The organism is Vibrio agarivorans, from assembly GCF_030409635.1.
Taxonomy (GTDB): domain Bacteria; phylum Pseudomonadota; class Gammaproteobacteria; order Enterobacterales; family Vibrionaceae; genus Vibrio; species Vibrio agarivorans.
The window spans coordinates 94,653-111,303 of record NZ_JAUFQF010000001.1 but is presented as its reverse complement, the minus strand read 5'-3'; the positions used below and the strand labels follow the sequence as shown (position 1 = coordinate 111,303).

15 protein-coding genes are annotated in these 16,651 nt (G+C 44.7%); 5 read left to right on the top strand and 10 right to left on the bottom strand.

Annotated elements, in window-relative coordinates:
• Positions 1 to 5 precede the first annotated feature (5 nt).
• From QWZ05_RS00470 to xylB, 3 genes are all read right to left on the bottom strand, one after another.
• Positions 6 to 455 (bottom strand): YHS domain-containing (seleno)protein, encoded by a 450-nt coding sequence (locus QWZ05_RS00470; RefSeq protein WP_390216815.1) that lies wholly within the window; start codon positions 453 to 455, stop codon positions 6 to 8.
• A gap of 86 nt (positions 456 to 541) precedes the next feature.
• Positions 542 to 1,354 (bottom strand): crotonase/enoyl-CoA hydratase family protein, encoded by an 813-nt coding sequence (locus QWZ05_RS00465; RefSeq protein ID WP_290295889.1) that lies wholly within the window; start codon positions 1,352 to 1,354, stop codon positions 542 to 544.
• 172 nt (positions 1,355 to 1,526) lie between these two features.
• Positions 1,527 to 2,978 (bottom strand): xylulokinase, encoded by a 1,452-nt coding sequence (xylB, locus tag QWZ05_RS00460; RefSeq protein WP_290295887.1) that lies wholly within the window; start codon positions 2,976 to 2,978, stop codon positions 1,527 to 1,529.
• A 250-nt stretch (positions 2,979 to 3,228) separates the two neighbouring features.
• Here xylB and QWZ05_RS00455 point away from each other — a divergent pair, with 250 nt between their 5' ends.
• Positions 3,229 to 4,425, top strand: coding sequence for a XylR family transcriptional regulator (locus QWZ05_RS00455; RefSeq protein WP_264875835.1), 1,197 nt, complete (start codon positions 3,229 to 3,231; stop codon positions 4,423 to 4,425).
• Positions 4,426 to 4,607: 182 nt separating this feature from the next.
• On the opposite strand, the gene QWZ05_RS00450 is transcribed toward QWZ05_RS00455, so the two are convergent.
• From QWZ05_RS00450 to xylF, 3 genes are read right to left on the bottom strand one after another with little or no spacing between them, the layout of a single operon-like run.
• Positions 4,608 to 5,783, bottom strand: a complete 1,176-nt coding sequence (locus tag QWZ05_RS00450; protein ID WP_289962859.1) for a sugar ABC transporter permease — start codon at positions 5,781 to 5,783, stop codon at positions 4,608 to 4,610.
• A 4-nt stretch (positions 5,784 to 5,787) separates the two neighbouring features.
• Positions 5,788 to 7,317: a xylose ABC transporter ATP-binding protein gene (locus QWZ05_RS00445; protein ID WP_290295884.1), complete on the bottom strand. Its 1,530-nt coding sequence runs from the start codon at positions 7,315 to 7,317 to the stop codon at positions 5,788 to 5,790.
• Positions 7,318 to 7,372: 55 nt separating this feature from the next.
• Positions 7,373 to 8,368 (bottom strand): D-xylose ABC transporter substrate-binding protein, encoded by a 996-nt coding sequence (gene xylF, locus QWZ05_RS00440; protein ID WP_264875837.1) that lies wholly within the window; start codon positions 8,366 to 8,368, stop codon positions 7,373 to 7,375.
• A gap of 401 nt (positions 8,369 to 8,769) precedes the next feature.
• Between xylF and QWZ05_RS00435 the strand changes: the two genes are divergently transcribed.
• Positions 8,770 to 9,027 carry a hypothetical protein gene (locus tag QWZ05_RS00435; RefSeq protein ID WP_264875838.1) on the top strand — a complete coding sequence of 86 codons (258 nt, stop codon included), beginning with the start codon at positions 8,770 to 8,772 and terminating at the stop codon, positions 9,025 to 9,027.
• A 49-nt stretch (positions 9,028 to 9,076) separates the two neighbouring features.
• Here the strand turns inward: QWZ05_RS00435 and QWZ05_RS00430 are convergent, their stop codons facing one another.
• Complete coding sequence (locus QWZ05_RS00430) at positions 9,077 to 9,982, bottom strand: LysR family transcriptional regulator (RefSeq protein ID WP_264875839.1); 906 nt, start codon at positions 9,980 to 9,982, stop codon at positions 9,077 to 9,079.
• A gap of 185 nt (positions 9,983 to 10,167) precedes the next feature.
• Here QWZ05_RS00430 and QWZ05_RS00425 point away from each other — a divergent pair, with 185 nt between their 5' ends.
• The 3 genes from QWZ05_RS00425 to QWZ05_RS00415 are packed head-to-tail and all read left to right on the top strand — an operon-like array spanning position 10,168 to position 14,778.
• Positions 10,168 to 11,958: a sodium:solute symporter family transporter gene (locus QWZ05_RS00425; protein WP_264875840.1), complete on the top strand. Its 1,791-nt coding sequence runs from the start codon at positions 10,168 to 10,170 to the stop codon at positions 11,956 to 11,958.
• A 44-nt stretch (positions 11,959 to 12,002) separates the two neighbouring features.
• The gene (locus QWZ05_RS00420) at positions 12,003 to 12,551 is read left to right on the top strand and encodes an acyltransferase (RefSeq protein WP_264875841.1); all 549 of its coding nucleotides are present in this window, start codon (positions 12,003 to 12,005) and stop codon (positions 12,549 to 12,551) included.
• A 1-nt stretch (position 12,552) separates the two neighbouring features.
• Entirely contained in the window at positions 12,553 to 14,778 is a 2,226-nt protein-coding gene (locus tag QWZ05_RS00415; RefSeq protein ID WP_290295879.1) for a heparinase II/III domain-containing protein, read from the top strand.
• Positions 14,779 to 14,884: 106 nt separating this feature from the next.
• On the opposite strand, the gene QWZ05_RS22335 is transcribed toward QWZ05_RS00415, so the two are convergent.
• The 3 genes from QWZ05_RS22335 to QWZ05_RS00400 form a co-directional block, all read right to left on the bottom strand.
• Positions 14,885 to 15,550, bottom strand: coding sequence for a ComEA family DNA-binding protein (locus tag QWZ05_RS22335; protein WP_290295877.1), 666 nt, complete (start codon positions 15,548 to 15,550; stop codon positions 14,885 to 14,887).
• A 210-nt stretch (positions 15,551 to 15,760) separates the two neighbouring features.
• Entirely contained in the window at positions 15,761 to 16,072 is a 312-nt protein-coding gene (locus tag QWZ05_RS00405) for an isoamylase early set domain-containing protein (protein ID WP_264875844.1), read from the bottom strand.
• A 352-nt stretch (positions 16,073 to 16,424) separates the two neighbouring features.
• Positions 16,425 to 16,577, bottom strand: coding sequence for a hypothetical protein (locus QWZ05_RS00400; protein WP_264875845.1), 153 nt, complete (start codon positions 16,575 to 16,577; stop codon positions 16,425 to 16,427).
• Positions 16,578 to 16,651 lie beyond the last annotated feature (74 nt).

Sequence of the window (16,651 nt, the reverse complement as noted above, 5' to 3'; positions counted from 1 at the left end):
ACCGACTACTCTGCTAACAAGCTTGGCCAATTTTTATCGGCTTTGGCAACATTGCCGGCAATATCCTGCTGCCACTTTTCCTGAACGGACTTGTTATAGTTCAAATAGAGTTTGTCATCGACAATACGCCAAGCATTAGGATCAATTTTCGCCGTGTAACCATTGCTCACCGCCCACGCGCAATATCCACCATATTGAGGTGCATATTTCTCCGGGTTACTCATAAAGGTCTCTAAATGCTGCTTTGACGCAAAATACCACTTAGCATCATTCCACTCATAAACAAAATCAGCATCCCCTTTTACTGGCTTACCTTGAGTAAAATAGGCAACAGGATCATAGCCCTTAATCGCCTTACCAAAGAAGTCGCTATAAACTGGTTCAAACGCACTTGCCGCTTTTGAAACACTCATCAGCAGTGCAAAGACACTAAAGAGTTTAATCAATGCTCTCATCCGTGAACTCCATATTTACCGTTATTGATAAAGAATAGGACAGATCGCATCAGCAAAAGCTTTCAAAAAATTTTTCCCTATACTTTCTATTTGAACTGACGCTTGGTGTAGCTCGGTTTATCTTCAGGCGTTCTCTCTCGACGTGCCGCTATCGCTCGGTTCTTACCCAAGGCAACTTTAATTTGATACCAGGTTTCTAAACACAGCGCTTTTCCAGGGCTTGACCACCATGTGCGGTGGTAGAGTTTTTTATTTGCCGCGAGTACATCTGGTGAACGGTTGATGCACTCTAATGCTAGATCATAAGCCGTCGCATACGGATCATCGGCAAGTTTAGTCAGTAGGCCATACTCTTTGGCTGTTTCAGCATCAATCACTTTAGCGGTCATCGCCATTTCAAGCGTATGGTCTTGGCGCATCAACTCCCTAAAAGCCAATGCTCCTCCCATGTCTGGTATCAAGCCCCATTTCGCTTCCATTATTGAGAAGTTCGCCTCTGAGCTCGCAATGCGAAAATCACCACCACTCGCAAGTTGCAAGCCCCCACCCCAACAGCGGCCATGGATAGCAAAAATCACCGGACAGGGTATTTCTCGCCAACCAATAGAGAAACGTTGAGCGTCATTGGGTAACGTCGGCCACCACTTAAACAGCAACTTTAAGGCATCATTTCGATTGGTCAAAAGCGATTTCACATCTAAGCCTGAGCAGAAATCACTGCCGTTAGCCCTGACAATGACAGCGCGGACCGACTTGTCATTTTTTAGGCGCTTGGTGGTTTGGTTTACCGCCTGAAACATCGCCATATCAATGGCATTGAGCTTATCTGCTCGGTTGAGGGTAACGGTGGCTATTTGATTATCATCGATATCACAGGTTAAACGTGGTGTGTCTGACATGATACGTGCTTCTTCCTTGATTGGTCATACCAGTCATTAATGTAGACCATAAATAGCAGAAGTTCAGACCTGACGCCTGTTCAAGATGACAGTCTAAATAAGTATTCGTGAAAAAGAGTCGACGCAATCAAAAAAAGACCCCGCATTTGCGGGGTCAAGCTAGCAGTCCTGTTTAGAACAACGACTTAATTTTTGGATAGAGCGCTTGATAAGTGGCGCGTTTCTCCTTGTAGTAATCTGCTTGTGCGGCATTTGGCTCATGGCGTTGAACCAGCTCTGGTACAGGGCAAATAGCGTTAATATCCGCTCCTTCTTGTGTCGCAAGTTGTGCGAGACGTGCCGCACCCAATGCCGGGCCCACATCACCACCTTTGCGGTACACTAATGGCAAACCAACAATGTCAGCCAGCATTTGACGCCAGTATTCACTTCTCGCCCCGCCACCAATTAGAGAGACCTCTTCAGGGATCATCTTAGTCACGTGCAGTGCATCAAAGCCATCAGCAAACGCAAAGCCAACCCCTTCCAACACGGCTTGAGCAAGCTCTAGCTTGGTCGTTGAGTGCGTCATACCAAAGAACACACCTTTTGAGTTTGGATCGTTGTGCGGCGTACGTTCACCAGATAGGTAAGGTAAGAAGATCACTTGTGACGATTTGTCCGCTGATTGCTCAACTTGCTGAATCATCTCACCCACATCATCAAACCCTGTGAGATCAGCGACCCACTGTAGACATGAAGCTGCGCTCAGAATGACCGACATGGTATGCCAAGTATTTGGTAGTGCATGACAGAAACTATGCAGCGCCGATTCAGGGTTCGAGATAAACCCATCACTGACTGCGAAATAAACACCTGATGTGCCTAAAGACAACATCGCTTGACCCGGTTGGGTGATGCCCACGCCGACCGCACCGGCAGCGTTATCACCACCACCCGCAATGACTGGAACTTGGCTCATACCCCAGTCTTTCGCCATCTCTTCAGTAAGAACACCTGTAACCTCACTACCTTCAAACAGTTTTGGCATTTGCTCACGAGTGAGACCTGTCGCTTGAAGTAACTCATCATTCCAATCACGAGCACGCACATCTAACCAACATGTGCCCGCAGAATCAGACATCTCAGAGGCGTAATCGCCGGTCATTTTGAATCGCAGGTAATCTTTAGGCAGCAGAACTTGCTTCACTTTAGCAAAGACTTCAGGCTCATGATTCGCCACCCATTTAAGCTTAGGCGCAGTGAAACCTGGCATCATGATATTGCCAGTAATTGCACGACTTTCTGGAACTAACTTTTCCAGCTCGTGACATTCAGCTTCACAGCGACCATCGTTCCATAGGATAGCTGGACGAAGCACTTCACCCTCAGCATCTAAAAGCGTTGCACCATGCATTTGACCAGAAAGCCCAATCGCTTTTACTTCGTTCAAATCAACAGACTCACCTAAGCCTTTAATTGATTCACAAGTCGCATTCCACCAATCTTGTGGCGCCTGCTCTGACCAAAGTGGCGCTGGTCGCGATACTTCGAGTGAAACACTCTTCGTCGCCACGATTTCGCCACTGCTTAACATAGCGATAGACTTTACACCCGATGTGCCTAAGTCGATACCAATATACATAAGTGTTCCCCTTACACTGTGGAACGGTCATTTTTCGTTGAAACGAGATCAGTAAGATGATCTTCATTTGTACATTAACCGTTAATGAGCTTGTTATATTTTTTTAGTATTCACCTCGTTGCGCCTCTCCACAATTACGAAATTTCATACTTCCCTTCACTGATTTCACGAGTGAGGCTGCGATCACACCAAGTGCAATTTGCTCCTGATAAGATTCATGCCAATCGTTCAGACGTACACTCGAGGATTCATGGACAAGCGCTTTCGTATTACTCTGCTATTCAATGCTAACAAGGTATATGACCGTCAGGTCATTGAGGGAATTGGTGAGTACCTGCAGGCTTCACAATGTGAGTGGGATATTTTTTTAGAGGAAGATTTCACCGCTCATTTGGACAATTTCAAGGCATGGAAAGGCGATGGTGTGATCGCTGACTTTGACGATCCAAGAATCGAAGAGCTTTTGAAAGAAACCAACATTCCTGTCGTTGGCGTTGGTGGCTCTTATGAAAAAGAAGAGCAGTATCCGAATGTGCCCTATGTGGCGACTGACAATGAAGCCTTGGTGGACCTCGCTTTTCACCACCTGCGTGAAAAAGGGCTCGAGAACTTTGCATTTTATGGCATCCCTGAAGACCCTAGCAAACGCTGGGCTTACGAGAGAACCAAAGCATTTAAAAAGATTGTTAAGCGTGAAGGGTACAATGGTTCTGTCTATCTAGGTAACGAAACCAGCCCACAGACGTGGCAATATGACATGAACCGCTTAGCGGACTGGCTACAAATGCTGCCAACACCAACCGGTATCATCGCAGCCACCGATTCACGAGCACGTCATCTGCTGCAAGTGTGTGAGCAACTCAATATCATGGTGCCAGATAAAGTTTCCGTAATAGGCATTGATAATGAGGAGTTAGCTCGTTATCTCACGCGAGTTTCTCTAAGCTCAGTAGGCCAAGGCAGTAAAGAGATGGGCTACCGCGCCGCGAAAATGCTGCATAAGTTGGTTGAGAGCCGCAATAAAGCTGACTATCAACCAGGCCAAGTGGTGAAGCATGCAAGAGTGCTTGTGCCACCAACTCGCGTCTATGAACGCCAAAGTACCGATTACCAAGCACTAAAAGATCCTTATGTTATTCAGGCCATGCACTTTATTCGTCATAACGCATGTAAAGGGATCAAAGTTGACCAAGTGCTTAACTATGTCGGTATTTCTCGTTCGAACATGGAAGCACGATTCAAAGATGAACGTGGGCATTCTATTCACCAAGAGATCCACAACTCAAAACTTAATCGTGCCTGTAACTTGCTCAAGAACACCTCGCTACCAATTGTCGAAGTGGCCGAATTGTGTGGTTACCCTTCGCTGCAATATATGTACACGGTATTCAAAAAGAACCTAGACCAAACACCAAAAGATTACCGTGAGGGTGGAAAAGTCTCCTAGCCTATCGCGCGAAAAACATTTAGCTTATTAATCAAAGACCCCAGACATATTCGTCCGGGGTCTTTTGTTTGAGAAGTTGAACCCGTTCAACAAGCAAAATACGCCATATTCATCAATACTAAATTTATAATGTAATGTTATAAATTTAGTAACGCGGGGAGACTCTTTCTCCCCACTCATTATTAACGCTTCGCCTTAGTTGCACTGTCCATCCAAACCGCTAGCAACAAAATCGCGCCTTTTACGACGTATTGCCAAAAGGTTGGAACATCCATCATACTCATGCCGTTGTCCAATGATGCCATAATAAAGGCACCAATCACCGCACCAATGACCGTACCGACACCGCCTGCCATACTTGCTCCACCGATGACACATGCAGCAATCGCATCGAGCTCTGCAATGTTACCCGCCGAGGGTGAACCCGCTCCCAAGCGGCTTGATAGGATCAACGCTGCAACTGCAACAAGGAAACCATTCATCGCATAAACAGACAGTTTGGTTTTCTCGACATTAATGCCTGAAAGACGACTGGCTTCAATGTTGCCACCGATAGCGTAGATTCGACGACCGAACTTGGTTTTTGAGGCAATAAATGTCCCGGCAATTAAGAAACTAGCAAGAAGCAATACTGGTGTTGGCACACCTCGATAGTCATTCAAGATTAAGATAATGCTTAATACAGCGATACCAATCAGTGCATGCTTACCGATAGCCGAACCCGCAGAAGGCACGGGTAATTGATAATGCTGACGCATTACACGGCGCTTTTGTTGCCAACCAAAATACAGTGCCAACCCACCGACACCAATAATGATGCCGAGCATATTTGGAAGATAACTTTGACCAATGATGCCCATTTCAGCAGACGTAGGGGCTACCGTCGTACCATCGGTAATACCGATGAGAATGCCTCGAAATGCTAACATCCCTGCCAGCGTAACGATAAATGAGGGCACTTTTCGGTAAGCGACCCACCAGCCATTCCAAGTACCCAGCAATAAGCCAGCACCCAAGGTAATAATAATGGTCAGTGGCAATGGTAAACCAAACCAGACATCCAATATGGCTGCAGCCCCCCCTAATAACCCCATCATTGAGCCGACTGACAGATCAATTTCACCACTAATGATCACAAACACCATACCTATCGCCAAAATGCCAGTAATCGCGGTTTGTCTGAATAAGTTAGAGATGTTTCTTGGAGAGAGGTAAGCCCAATCCGTCATGACACTAAAAAACAGCATAATAATAATGATTGCTGCAGCCATCACAACGAGTTGCAGTTTCGAGCCTTCTAACCATTGTTTCATTTGATTTTTGTTTGCCTCACCGGCAATCGGTTTGACTTGTTCCATGACGTTAACCCTCTACAGCCACTTTGTCAGTTAATGCGCAATCCATGATTTGTTCTTGAGTCAAATTGTCGTTGATCAGATCACCTTTAATCACACCTTCGTGCATGACTAATACACGATCACTAATACCCAATATTTCCGGCAGTTCTGATGACACCATAATGACACTGATACCTTGCTTAACTAGCTGGAAGATCAACTTATAGATCTCATACTTAGCACCGACATCGATGCCTCTTGTTGGCTCATCAAGGATCAATATTTGTGGATTCACCATTAAGAAACGCGCCAGAATCGCTTTTTGTTGATTGCCACCAGACAAATTACGAATAGCAAGTTCAGCACTCGGTGTTTTGACCGTCAGCCGACGAATCGACTTCTCAATTTCCGATGCCTCTTCGACATCATTGAGTAACCCAGCAGGAGCAAAGGCATCAAGTCCTGCCAACGTGATATTTTCCCCGACCGACAATATCGGCACGATACCGTGACGTTTACGGTCTTCAGGCACCATCGCAATGCCTGCATCCAAAGCGTCATGACTGCTGTGCAGTTCCAGTTGCTCACCGTAAAGCGAAATGTTCCCCGAGTGTTTGCCTTGATAACATCCGTACAAACACTCCATCAGCTCTGTTCTTCCAGCCCCTACTAACCCAGAAACACCCAAGATTTCGCCTTTGCGTAATTCGAAGCTGGCATTTTTTACTTTAGGGATATTGGAATTTGCTTTATCCCATGCGCAGATATTGTTCGCTTGTAAAATGACCTCGCCGATATCGTGCTCCTCGCGAGGAAACAACTGCTTCATTTCACGGCCTACCATCATGGTAATGATGTCATCTGTCGTCATACTGTGCGCACTACGAGTACCAATGTGCGTACCATCACGAATCACGCAGATATGATCTGATATCTCTTTTACCTCTGCGAGCTTGTGAGAAATGAAAATGCAGCTCACCCCTTGCAAGCGCAGGTCTTTCACTAAATTAAGCAAGATTTCTGTTTCAGACTCAGTAAGCGGTGCTGTCGGCTCATCCAGCACGAGCAGTTCAGCGTTTTTTGATAGTGCTTTAGCAATCTCAATCAACTGCTGCTGACCAACTCCTAAGTCACCTACTATGGTTTCTGGCGATATATTCAGCTGAACTTTTTGTAGTAACTTGATGGACTCTGCATGCATTCGGTCAAAATCGAGCATTCCATAGGATTCTAACTCTGCACCCAAAAATAGGTTTTCCAAAACGGAAAGTTCTTTCACTAAGGTGAGTTCTTGGTGAATGATCGCGATACCTAGCGCTTCTGTATCAGCAATACCCTTCGCTTTTACCTCTGCGCCCTTAAACGCAATATCGCCCTCATAATCGCCATGTGGATAGATACCACACAGCACCTTCATTAAGGTGGATTTCCCTGAGCCATTCTCACCGCAAAGAGACAGTATTTCACCCTTATTGAGCTTTATGCTGACACCATCAAGTGCTTTCACAGAACCAAACTTCTTGACGATGTTTTGCATCTCTAACAACGGAACCATAGTTCCCTCCTCAAGAGCAAAGAGCCAACACTGTTGGCTCTTCTATTCGGTCTAATTATTGGTAGATATCTGCTTCTTTGTGGAATTGGTCAGCCACAAGAGTTTGTTTGATGTTAGTGCGGTTAACTGTGATTGGCTCAAGCAACCAAGCTGGAACATCTTTTAATCCGTTGTTTAGCGATGAGTTGGCTTCTGGCGCTTCTTCATTACCCAACTCAACTGCGATTTCTGCTGCGCGACTCGCCAATGTATTGATCGGTTTATACACTGTCATTGTTTGTGTCCCAGCAACGATACGACGGATTGCTGCTAAGTCAGCATCTTGGCCAGAAATAGCCACTTTACCTGCTAAGCCCTGAGCGTCTAATGCTTGAATTGCACCACCTGCAGTTGCATCATTTGATGCGACAACAACATCAATGTTGTTGTTATTTGCAGTCAGTGCATTTTCCATTATTTTCAGAGCGTTTTCAGCCAACCAAGAATCTACCCATTGGTCACCGACCACTTTAATGTCACCTGAGTCAATTTTAGGTTGTAAGACATTCATCTGACCTTGGCGGAATAACTTCGCGTTATTATCGGTTGGTGCTCCACCCATTAAGAAGTAATTACCTGATGGCTTATTCTCAAGCATCGCAGTTGCTTGCATCTCACCGACTTTTTCATTATCAAATGACAAATAAAAATCGATATCCGCATTATTAATTAATCTGTCATACGCTAAGACCTGAATTCCATCACGCTTTGCTTCTGCGATGACATTACTCAAGACTTCACCGTTGTAAGGAATGATGACGAGGACATCAACCCCACGAGAGATCATATTTTCAATTTGTGAAATTTGGGTTTGCTCATTGCCGTTTGCTGATTGAACGTAAACTTTCGCACCGAGTTCTTCCGCTTTGTCTACGAAGATATCGCGGTCTTTCTGCCAGCGTTCTAGACGGAGATCATCAATCGCCATACCGATTTTGACCGTTTTTGCCATCACCGGGGAGGCAGCAAAAGCAACAAACAGAGCACATAGAGTGGAAATTAGTTTTTTCATTATTCTATCCTTGTGTTTCACCGTTATTGGAGCCCCACAAATCGGGAGCTAAGGATAAATTAGCGCTATTCTTCGTGCTGTGCTTTTGGCATTTTTAGTTCATCTTTTACAATATCTGGTTTTTATTCCAATCTGTGACAGTGATTAAAAAACCACCAAACTCATACTTTGAACTGCTTCACACTCCCCATATTCATATGAAAATCGAGATTTTTACATTATTGAATATCCACTCTAATAATTCATAAAAGTCGTTAATAGATAAAGAATTTTACTAATAGATTTATTAATAACATTAACTGTAAAGCCGTGTATATCTGTGTAAATAATGTAAATCCACTTTATCAATAGTGTGATCTAACCTATGTTTTGATCGGAAGTGATGCAAAGGAGAAGAGACAATGAAAACACTATTAGCCACATCTGCCCTACTATTTTCGATGAGTACGGTCGCCGCAACTGACGCGGAAATGTGCCAGCAATACGGTCGAGATCTTGCCAGTAATTCTACCGAGCAGCAGAGCACATTCCTAAAACACCTCACCACTCAATCCGCTTCAGGCGCATGGACACTCAGCATGGAAGAGTGCAATGTTTACATTCAACGTGGTAAACACGACTACAACTTTGATGTCGAAGATATGATGAGTGATGATTAAACACGTTTAGAGCCTCTCAAGCATGGCACACAGCTTGAGAGGCTTTACGCTAAATTAAGTTTTGAACCATCTCGCGTTGCTCAATACAGTGTTGAATAAACTGCTTAACCAGTTTTCCTGCACTATTTCGGCGATAGTAGGCCATAAGCGGGATATTGATCTCAATCTGCTCGACCGGCACGCAAACACACTGCTCGTCCATGATTGACTTGATACAATTTGGCGCGATAGAGATACCTAAACCAGACGCTACTGATGTCACAAGATGACGCATATTCATTGGATTACCCGACACATTCGGCGTGAACCCTTGATCATGACAACATGCGACGATCTGTTCATAGACATCAAGCCATTCATTGCGATGAAACAGGTGCATACGCTCCTGAGATAACTCCGTTAAACAGATACTCTTGCGCGTCGCTAAATGATGCGTAGCAGGCAGAACTGCTACCAATGAGTCGGTATAGATCAAAGTTGAGTCATACGCTCCACGCTCTAGTGGAATGCTCTCACGTGTGAAAACAATATCGACTTTGCTTTCTTGCAGTGCATTGGCTTGATCGGCTGGCGTCATTTCGTACAAGCGCGCACTAGAGCCTGGGTTTGCCTCTAAAAAGCCCTTTAAGAGCTTAGGAAGGAAAAAGGCGCAAGCCGTTGCCAGATAGCCAATCCTTAGCTCATGCTCCCCTTCCATTACAGTTTGAGCGATTGTCGCTTTAACTCGATGATCGTTCTCAATGATCTTGAGAGCTTCTGGTAACAACCGCTCCCCTGATGCCGTTAACTCAACCTGATGGGTCGTTCTGTCAAACAGCTTTGTTTGCAACTCAGATTCTAAATCCGAGATGTGCCGAGATACGGTTGGCTGTACGGAATGCAGCTCTTTCGCTGCTGCAGAGAAGTTCTTTAGCCTAGCCACTTTGACGAAGGTCTTTAATGTTTTGATGTCCACATGATGCCTATTCGTTATTTGTATTATTGTTATACATTAAATTCATTTCCAAGTTTTGATAAGCCGTTTTAGTTTTATTCATGGAGCAAATCTCATTTCTACAAAGAAAGCCTTTATTTGTTTACAGGGCTTCAACAATACGAATGCGATTTCATTACCTCCCCCTACAAAACAGGATAAGAACAATGGATATCGATATTATAATAGTGCTGGTCTACTTCGCCTTTCTCATTGGCTTAGGTTGGGTCTTCCGCTCTGCGGCAGCAAACACCAGTGAATACTTCCGAGGCGGCGGTAAAATGCTGTGGTGGATGGTGGGCTCTAGTGCCTTCATGATGGCGTTAAGTGCCATGACATTCACCGGATTAATGGGCAAAGCCCTGACTAGCGGTATGTCAGTCGCTATCGTTTTCTTCGCGAATGCACTTGGTTATTTCATTAACTACCTATTTTTTGCAGCCAAGGCTCGTCAGATGCGTGTGATTAGCCCAATTCAAGGTATACGCCTACGCATGGGTAAAGTTAACGAACAGGTCTTTACTTGGGCTAACGTTCCTCTAAGCGTTCTTCAAGCGGCAATTTGGTTAAACGGCCTTGCTGTCTTCACGAGTGCTGTTGTCGGCGTACCACTAGAGCAAACGATTGTGGGTGCAGGCCTAGTTGTACTCTTCATTTCATTGGTTGGCGGTAGTTGGGCGGTAATCGCATCTGACTTCATGCAGATGATCATCATTACGGTAATGACGTTTATCGCTGCAATGGTCGCTATCTGGAAATCAGGTGGTATTGGTAATCTGTTGGAGGTTGGTCTTCCTACCCAACAATTAATTGGTGACGGCTACAGCTACTCATACCTATTCGTTGGCTGGTTCATCTGTATCTTTGTGAAGCAGTTCTTTAGTACTAACAACATGGTAGACTCTTATCGCTTCATCGCTTCCAAAGACACCAAGAACGCGCGTAAAGCAGCACTACTTGCTTGTAGCCTAATGATTATTGGCCCACTGATTTGGTTCTTACCAGCATGGTTTGTTGCGGGTAACTACCCTGATACAGCAACATGGGGCCTTGAAGGTCTAGGCAGTAAAGTAGCGGATGCGACTTACTACATGTTTGTTAAGAACGAAATGCCTGTCGGCATGGTTGGTTTGATGCTCGCTGCTATGTTCGCTGCAACAATGTCTTCTATGGACTCAGCGCTAAACCGTAACGCCGGTATCATCCTTAAGAGTGTTTACGAACCGTACTTCTGTAAGAATGCCACTGAAAAACAACTGATGAACGCAAGCCGCGTGCTAACTGCTGCATTTGGTATCATTATCATCATTACTGGTTTATTCCTCACGTCTCTAAAAGAGTTTGGCCTATTCGACCTTATGATGCTGGTTGGTACTCTCGTGGGCTTCCCGGTACTGATTCCTTCAATCATGTGTTTCTTCGTACGTAAGACACCGGATTGGGCTGGCTGGGGTACTATTCTTGTCGGTATGATTGTTTCTGCTGTCATCGCATTTGTTATCACACCACAGATGATTCAAAACATTCTTGGTCTAGAACAACCGCTAACAGCCCGTGAATTTTCTGAGATGAAGTCGGTGACACTCGGTGTTATTGGTCACATGTCAATTACACTACCGTTCTTCGTACTATCTCGCTTCTTCTACAAAGAGCCTACTCCTGAGCGTGCGGCTGAAATCAACAAATTCTTCAATAATGTTGATACCGAAGTGGTTGTTGAAGAAACATCGACTAGCATCGCAATGGACAACAAACAACGTGAAATGCTCGGTAAGATGTTGCTGATGGCATCAGGGTTCTTGGGTCTACTTGTATTAATTCCAAACCCACTGTGGGGCCGTATGCTGTTTGTCATTGTCGCACTCATCATTGGTGGTATCGGTGCACTCCTACTCAACGCAGCAAAACGCGCTGCAAGCAAAAATCTAAACGCGACCTTAGCGACTAGCAACGCATAATAATAAAAGGCAGAGGGTTCGCCCTCTGCCAAATAAGGAAAATCATGTCAGTACAACAAAAATTTGGCGGCGAACTTACCGATGAGGAGTTCCGTAAGTTCACACTCTACACCGCTCAAAGCAATAATAAGCACGATGATGAAGCACGCGCTCAAATCTTAGGTTTCACTAATTCGGATGTACGTATCGCACCGGGCGCAATTGTACGAATTGGCGAAAACCAGATTGGCACTAACTCTTACGTGGGTCTCTATAGCTACGTCAATGGCGACGTGACCATTGGTGAAGACGTTCTAATCGGGCCTCATGTCTCTATCGTGGCATCTAACCACGTATTTGAACCATCAACGCACTCTTTCAGTGGTCGAAGCGACTTACAAAAAGGCAAAGTCATTATCGAAGATGGTGTTTGGCTAACCACTGGGGTAGTCATCACTCCGGGTAACACCATTGGGAAATGCTCGCTTATATGTGCGAACTCCGTTGTCACTACAGATGTACCCGCTTATACCATTTTTGGTGGCTCGCCAGCGAAACAGTTAGGCCATATTGATGCTGAAACTGGCGAATATCAATGGATAAACAAGGAGTAAGATGATGCTGTCACTACAACGTAATCATGACTTTCAGATCTTTACCGCTCCCAACAATGAAGTCGCTCTAGTCAACCCGCCATCATTCAACTGGCCTCAGGAAGAGTATGAAAACCGTTATGTTCTTGAGTTAGAGCAAGTCGGCAGTGACCAAAAGTGGTTATGGCAAGACGTTCAGTCCCCCTTCCAATTCAACTTCCTACTCGATGCTGCCGAGTATCGCTGGCGAGTGACATGTCAGGCAACACAGCACACCTCTGACTGGATGCTGTTTTCAGTTTCGAGTGACACTGCTGGGTATATTGCGCCTACTGCACAAGAGCTGTTTGCTCAATGTACAGATAAAGAGCAATTCTTGATGTATTTCGACCAAGATATTGAACAAGTACAACAAGCATCAAGTGGCGTAAAAGAGAAGCTGATTGCAAGTCTCACTGACCTCGACATCAATACCATTCTCTATCCAACCCACTACCGCCGTGGACAAGAGGAAGGTAAACGCACAGCTATTGCCAATGCACGTAATTGGATCGACCGAGAATTAATGGCATTGACGCTGCTATACAAAATTTGGCAAGACCAAGAGAGTGGTGAGAAAGCACGTGATATTCTCCTTCGTCTTGCAGAATGGAGCCCAGAAGGCCCTGCTACGTTGGTACGTCCATTAACTTGGGGCGATGAAGTCGGCCTCTCTTTATCTCGAAACCTGTTCTTAGCTTATCACTGGTTAGCACCTTTGCTTACGGCCGAAGAGAAAAACTTTGTCCGCCCTTTCTTGGTTAGAATCGTCTTTCAGATGGAGGAACGTCTAGAACAAGACCAATTTAAACAGTTCCCAGGACATTCACATACTTCTCGCTTGCCAGCGTATCTTGGCGTAGCGGCGCTTGCACTGCATAAAGAGTACGACATTACAACGTGTGAACGCTGGCTCAATTATGCTCTTATGATTTATCGTGGCGTTCTGCCTTTTTATGGTGGCCGTGATGGCAGTTGGGCTGAAGGACCATTCTATTCATCGTCATACAGTAAGTGGCAACATAGTTTCTTCTTAACCGTAGAGCGATTAAGCGGGTTCTCTTTCTACAACCACCCGTTCTACAAAAACTATGTTAACTTTGCGATGGAATTTGTCGCGACACAAGAGCGTATTCACCCGTTCGGTGACGGCTTTTGGTGCTTAAGAGAAGGCAAAGAGTGGCCTGGATTCTTCGCGCAAAATCCATTACGAATCTACGCAGAACGTTTTGGCGGGCATGACTCCATTGCCCTATCAGAGCAACTTGAGTCGGAGATTCAAAGTTACAAACTGCACTTGTTAGACATCATCCCTACGGTCTCACAGCTAAGTTATCGCAATCAAGATCGAGCTCTCTCGAATACTAATGTCGGTGCTTCAACCGACAAAAACTCGAGTACCACTTATTACGATTATGCCGGTTTAGGAAAAAGTGCTCACAATGCGCTTTCATTCTACTATAGAGCAAGTCAATTTGGTAACAGCTCGCACCGACACGGTGATCAGGGTAACTTTGCCTTGGTTGATCAAGGCGTGAATGTACTGACGCCAAGTGGCAGCTACGGGTATCGTTTTGCGAGTAAGCATCACAGCCAGTGGACTCGTCAAACGCAAGCTCACAACTTGCCATTGATTGGTCATCAAGGTCAGGTGCTGGACTGTGCTTCATCAGTTGCCCATGTCGTTACACGCAAAGAGTCAGAACTCTTTCATGCTGTCACTCTCGACCTAACAGCAGCGTATTCAGGATGTCAGCGATACCTCCGAACACTAGTTCAGGTAGCCGACAAAGGGCTAATTGTTTGTGATCAGCTAGAACTCGATTCTTCAGATACCCTTCAATGGCGCTTGCACTCACCGTTAGAAGTGACATTTGAGGGCGATATGGTTTATCTGAACAACGAAGACAAGCATTACCAAATTGATGTCATCGCAAAAGGTATTTCGCACCCAACCCTTACGGAAGAAATCAACGATTCAGATGGATTCCATGGCGATGTTGAGTCAGACGCTCAAAAAGAGATTAACCATATCGAATGGCAGCTACCTAGCAGCACATCACACCAAGTCGTGATGAGTTGTCTTAAATCGTCTGAGGTAACTTTAACCCATATAGGCAGTCAGCTAGTTATTGAGTATTTAAATGAATCGCTAACGATAGATCGACTCTTTCATCAGCTCGACCTCAAACAATTAGTATCTGTATAAAAGAATACCCCGCAATTACAAAACCCTTCTGTAATTAAGTAATGGCGGGAGCCCGATCTGATTGGCTGTTAGATCGGGCAACTTTTCAACTCATTACGGATAGAAGCTAATACTTCAAGTAAGCCTTCATATTAGAAACCGACTTCTCACCCAGACCGGGTACGTTTTCAAGATCTGCAGCGGACTTAAACGAGCCGTTTTTCTTTCGGTAATCGACAATCGCCTGTGCTTTCTTTTCCCCCACACCGGGTAGTGATTCGGCCAGCTCTTGCGCTGATGCCTTGTTCACATTGACTGCTTTCAGCGATTTTTTGGTTGCCGTTGCGGCAGTTGTGGCTTTTGCTGTTTTGCTCTTAGTCGAGTCTAATGACTTGGAATCAAGCGACTTTTTCGATGACGCGGTTGCCTGTGTTGCTTTGGTTTTTTCACTCTCTTTCGCTTTAGCCGCTTTTTCTTTGGCATCCGTTACACAGGTTTTCTGTTTAGTACTGTCTTTTGGGTATTTCTCCTTACACACAGCGCTGATGTCTTTCTTGGTCGTAGATTTTTTCTTAGCTTGGGTCGATGTTGATTTGGTTGAAGTTGCCTTCTTGTCTTTCTTATCTTTGTATTTTGTTTTGGCTTTCTTGATACAGCTGCTTTTTTCGGTTTTGTCGTTCTTGTATTTTGTCTCACACTTCTTGATCGCTGAATTGAGATCACTGGTTGCGGCATGACCGGTTGAAACGAACGCAAACAAGCCAATAAGCACAGCGGAAATCCATTTTTTCATTCTATCCCCCTAATTAAACAAGAGCCTAACTTTGTATGAAAGGCGTGTCGAGCATAGAAAGAACAGCACAGAATTTGCGGGTTTGCAGAGAAAAGTAGTGAAAAAGTGCTAGGAAGTATCAGCTTGTATCAAACTTAATAAATTAAATAGGCACGGAAAAATGACAAAGAGCGCACATAGCGCTCTTTGGGGAGACAAAATAAGTTGGGGTTAAGCTTCGACTGGCGCGTATGTTTTCACAACACTGTTGTCACTACCTAAGCCGTTTGGCACGTACTCGTCTGCTGCGTGATCATTTTCCCATACCTCATCATTTAGAAGGTAACGGAATTGAAATGACTGCTCTTTAGGTAAGCGAATTTTTGTTGTAAACACTTTTTGGCGATTGAGCTTAAGCGGCGTCGCTTGCCAATCATTAAAATCGCCACTTAGCGATACAGTAGTAATGTTTGAGTCACCCTGTGGCCACTGAAACGTAACCTCGACTTCATCTTTAGTTTTGAAAAAACGTTTTGTGATCATATCAACTCCTAATCAATCCTTTCTCACGACAGCTGCAATTAAAATGCCAAATAAACAAACAGTTAGAATATGGGGTTGTAGCAAACCATTGCTCACAATTCTCACTGAAAGAGTGCAATCCGCACACAATAAGTGCGGATTTTATCCACACGCTATATTAAGCAATAAGTAGCGTGAAATTGCTATGAATACTGACTCATAATGAGTGGTAGGACTACAAAACGTGACGAACCTCTATTATTTGGGGCGTAGATGACCTCTGTATTGATGATATCACCCCCTATGTGCACCAATAGAAAAAGGCAGCCGAAGCTGCCTTTTCCTTTATTCCCAACCAACTGAGAATGCGTTGTTATGCTTTTTTAAGGTCTTGAGCTGGGTAAGTCAGCGTCATGCCGTCTACAGTAACGTGGACGTAGAAGCCGCCTGCGCTTAAGCCAGTAACAACCATAGTACCTAACTCGATGCCTTTAGTTGCAACGACACGATCATCAATTGAAAACATATCTAAACCCTAACTAGACAAAAATATCTCGAGCGCATTAGAACGGATTTCTATTGATCCAACTAATCAAGTTA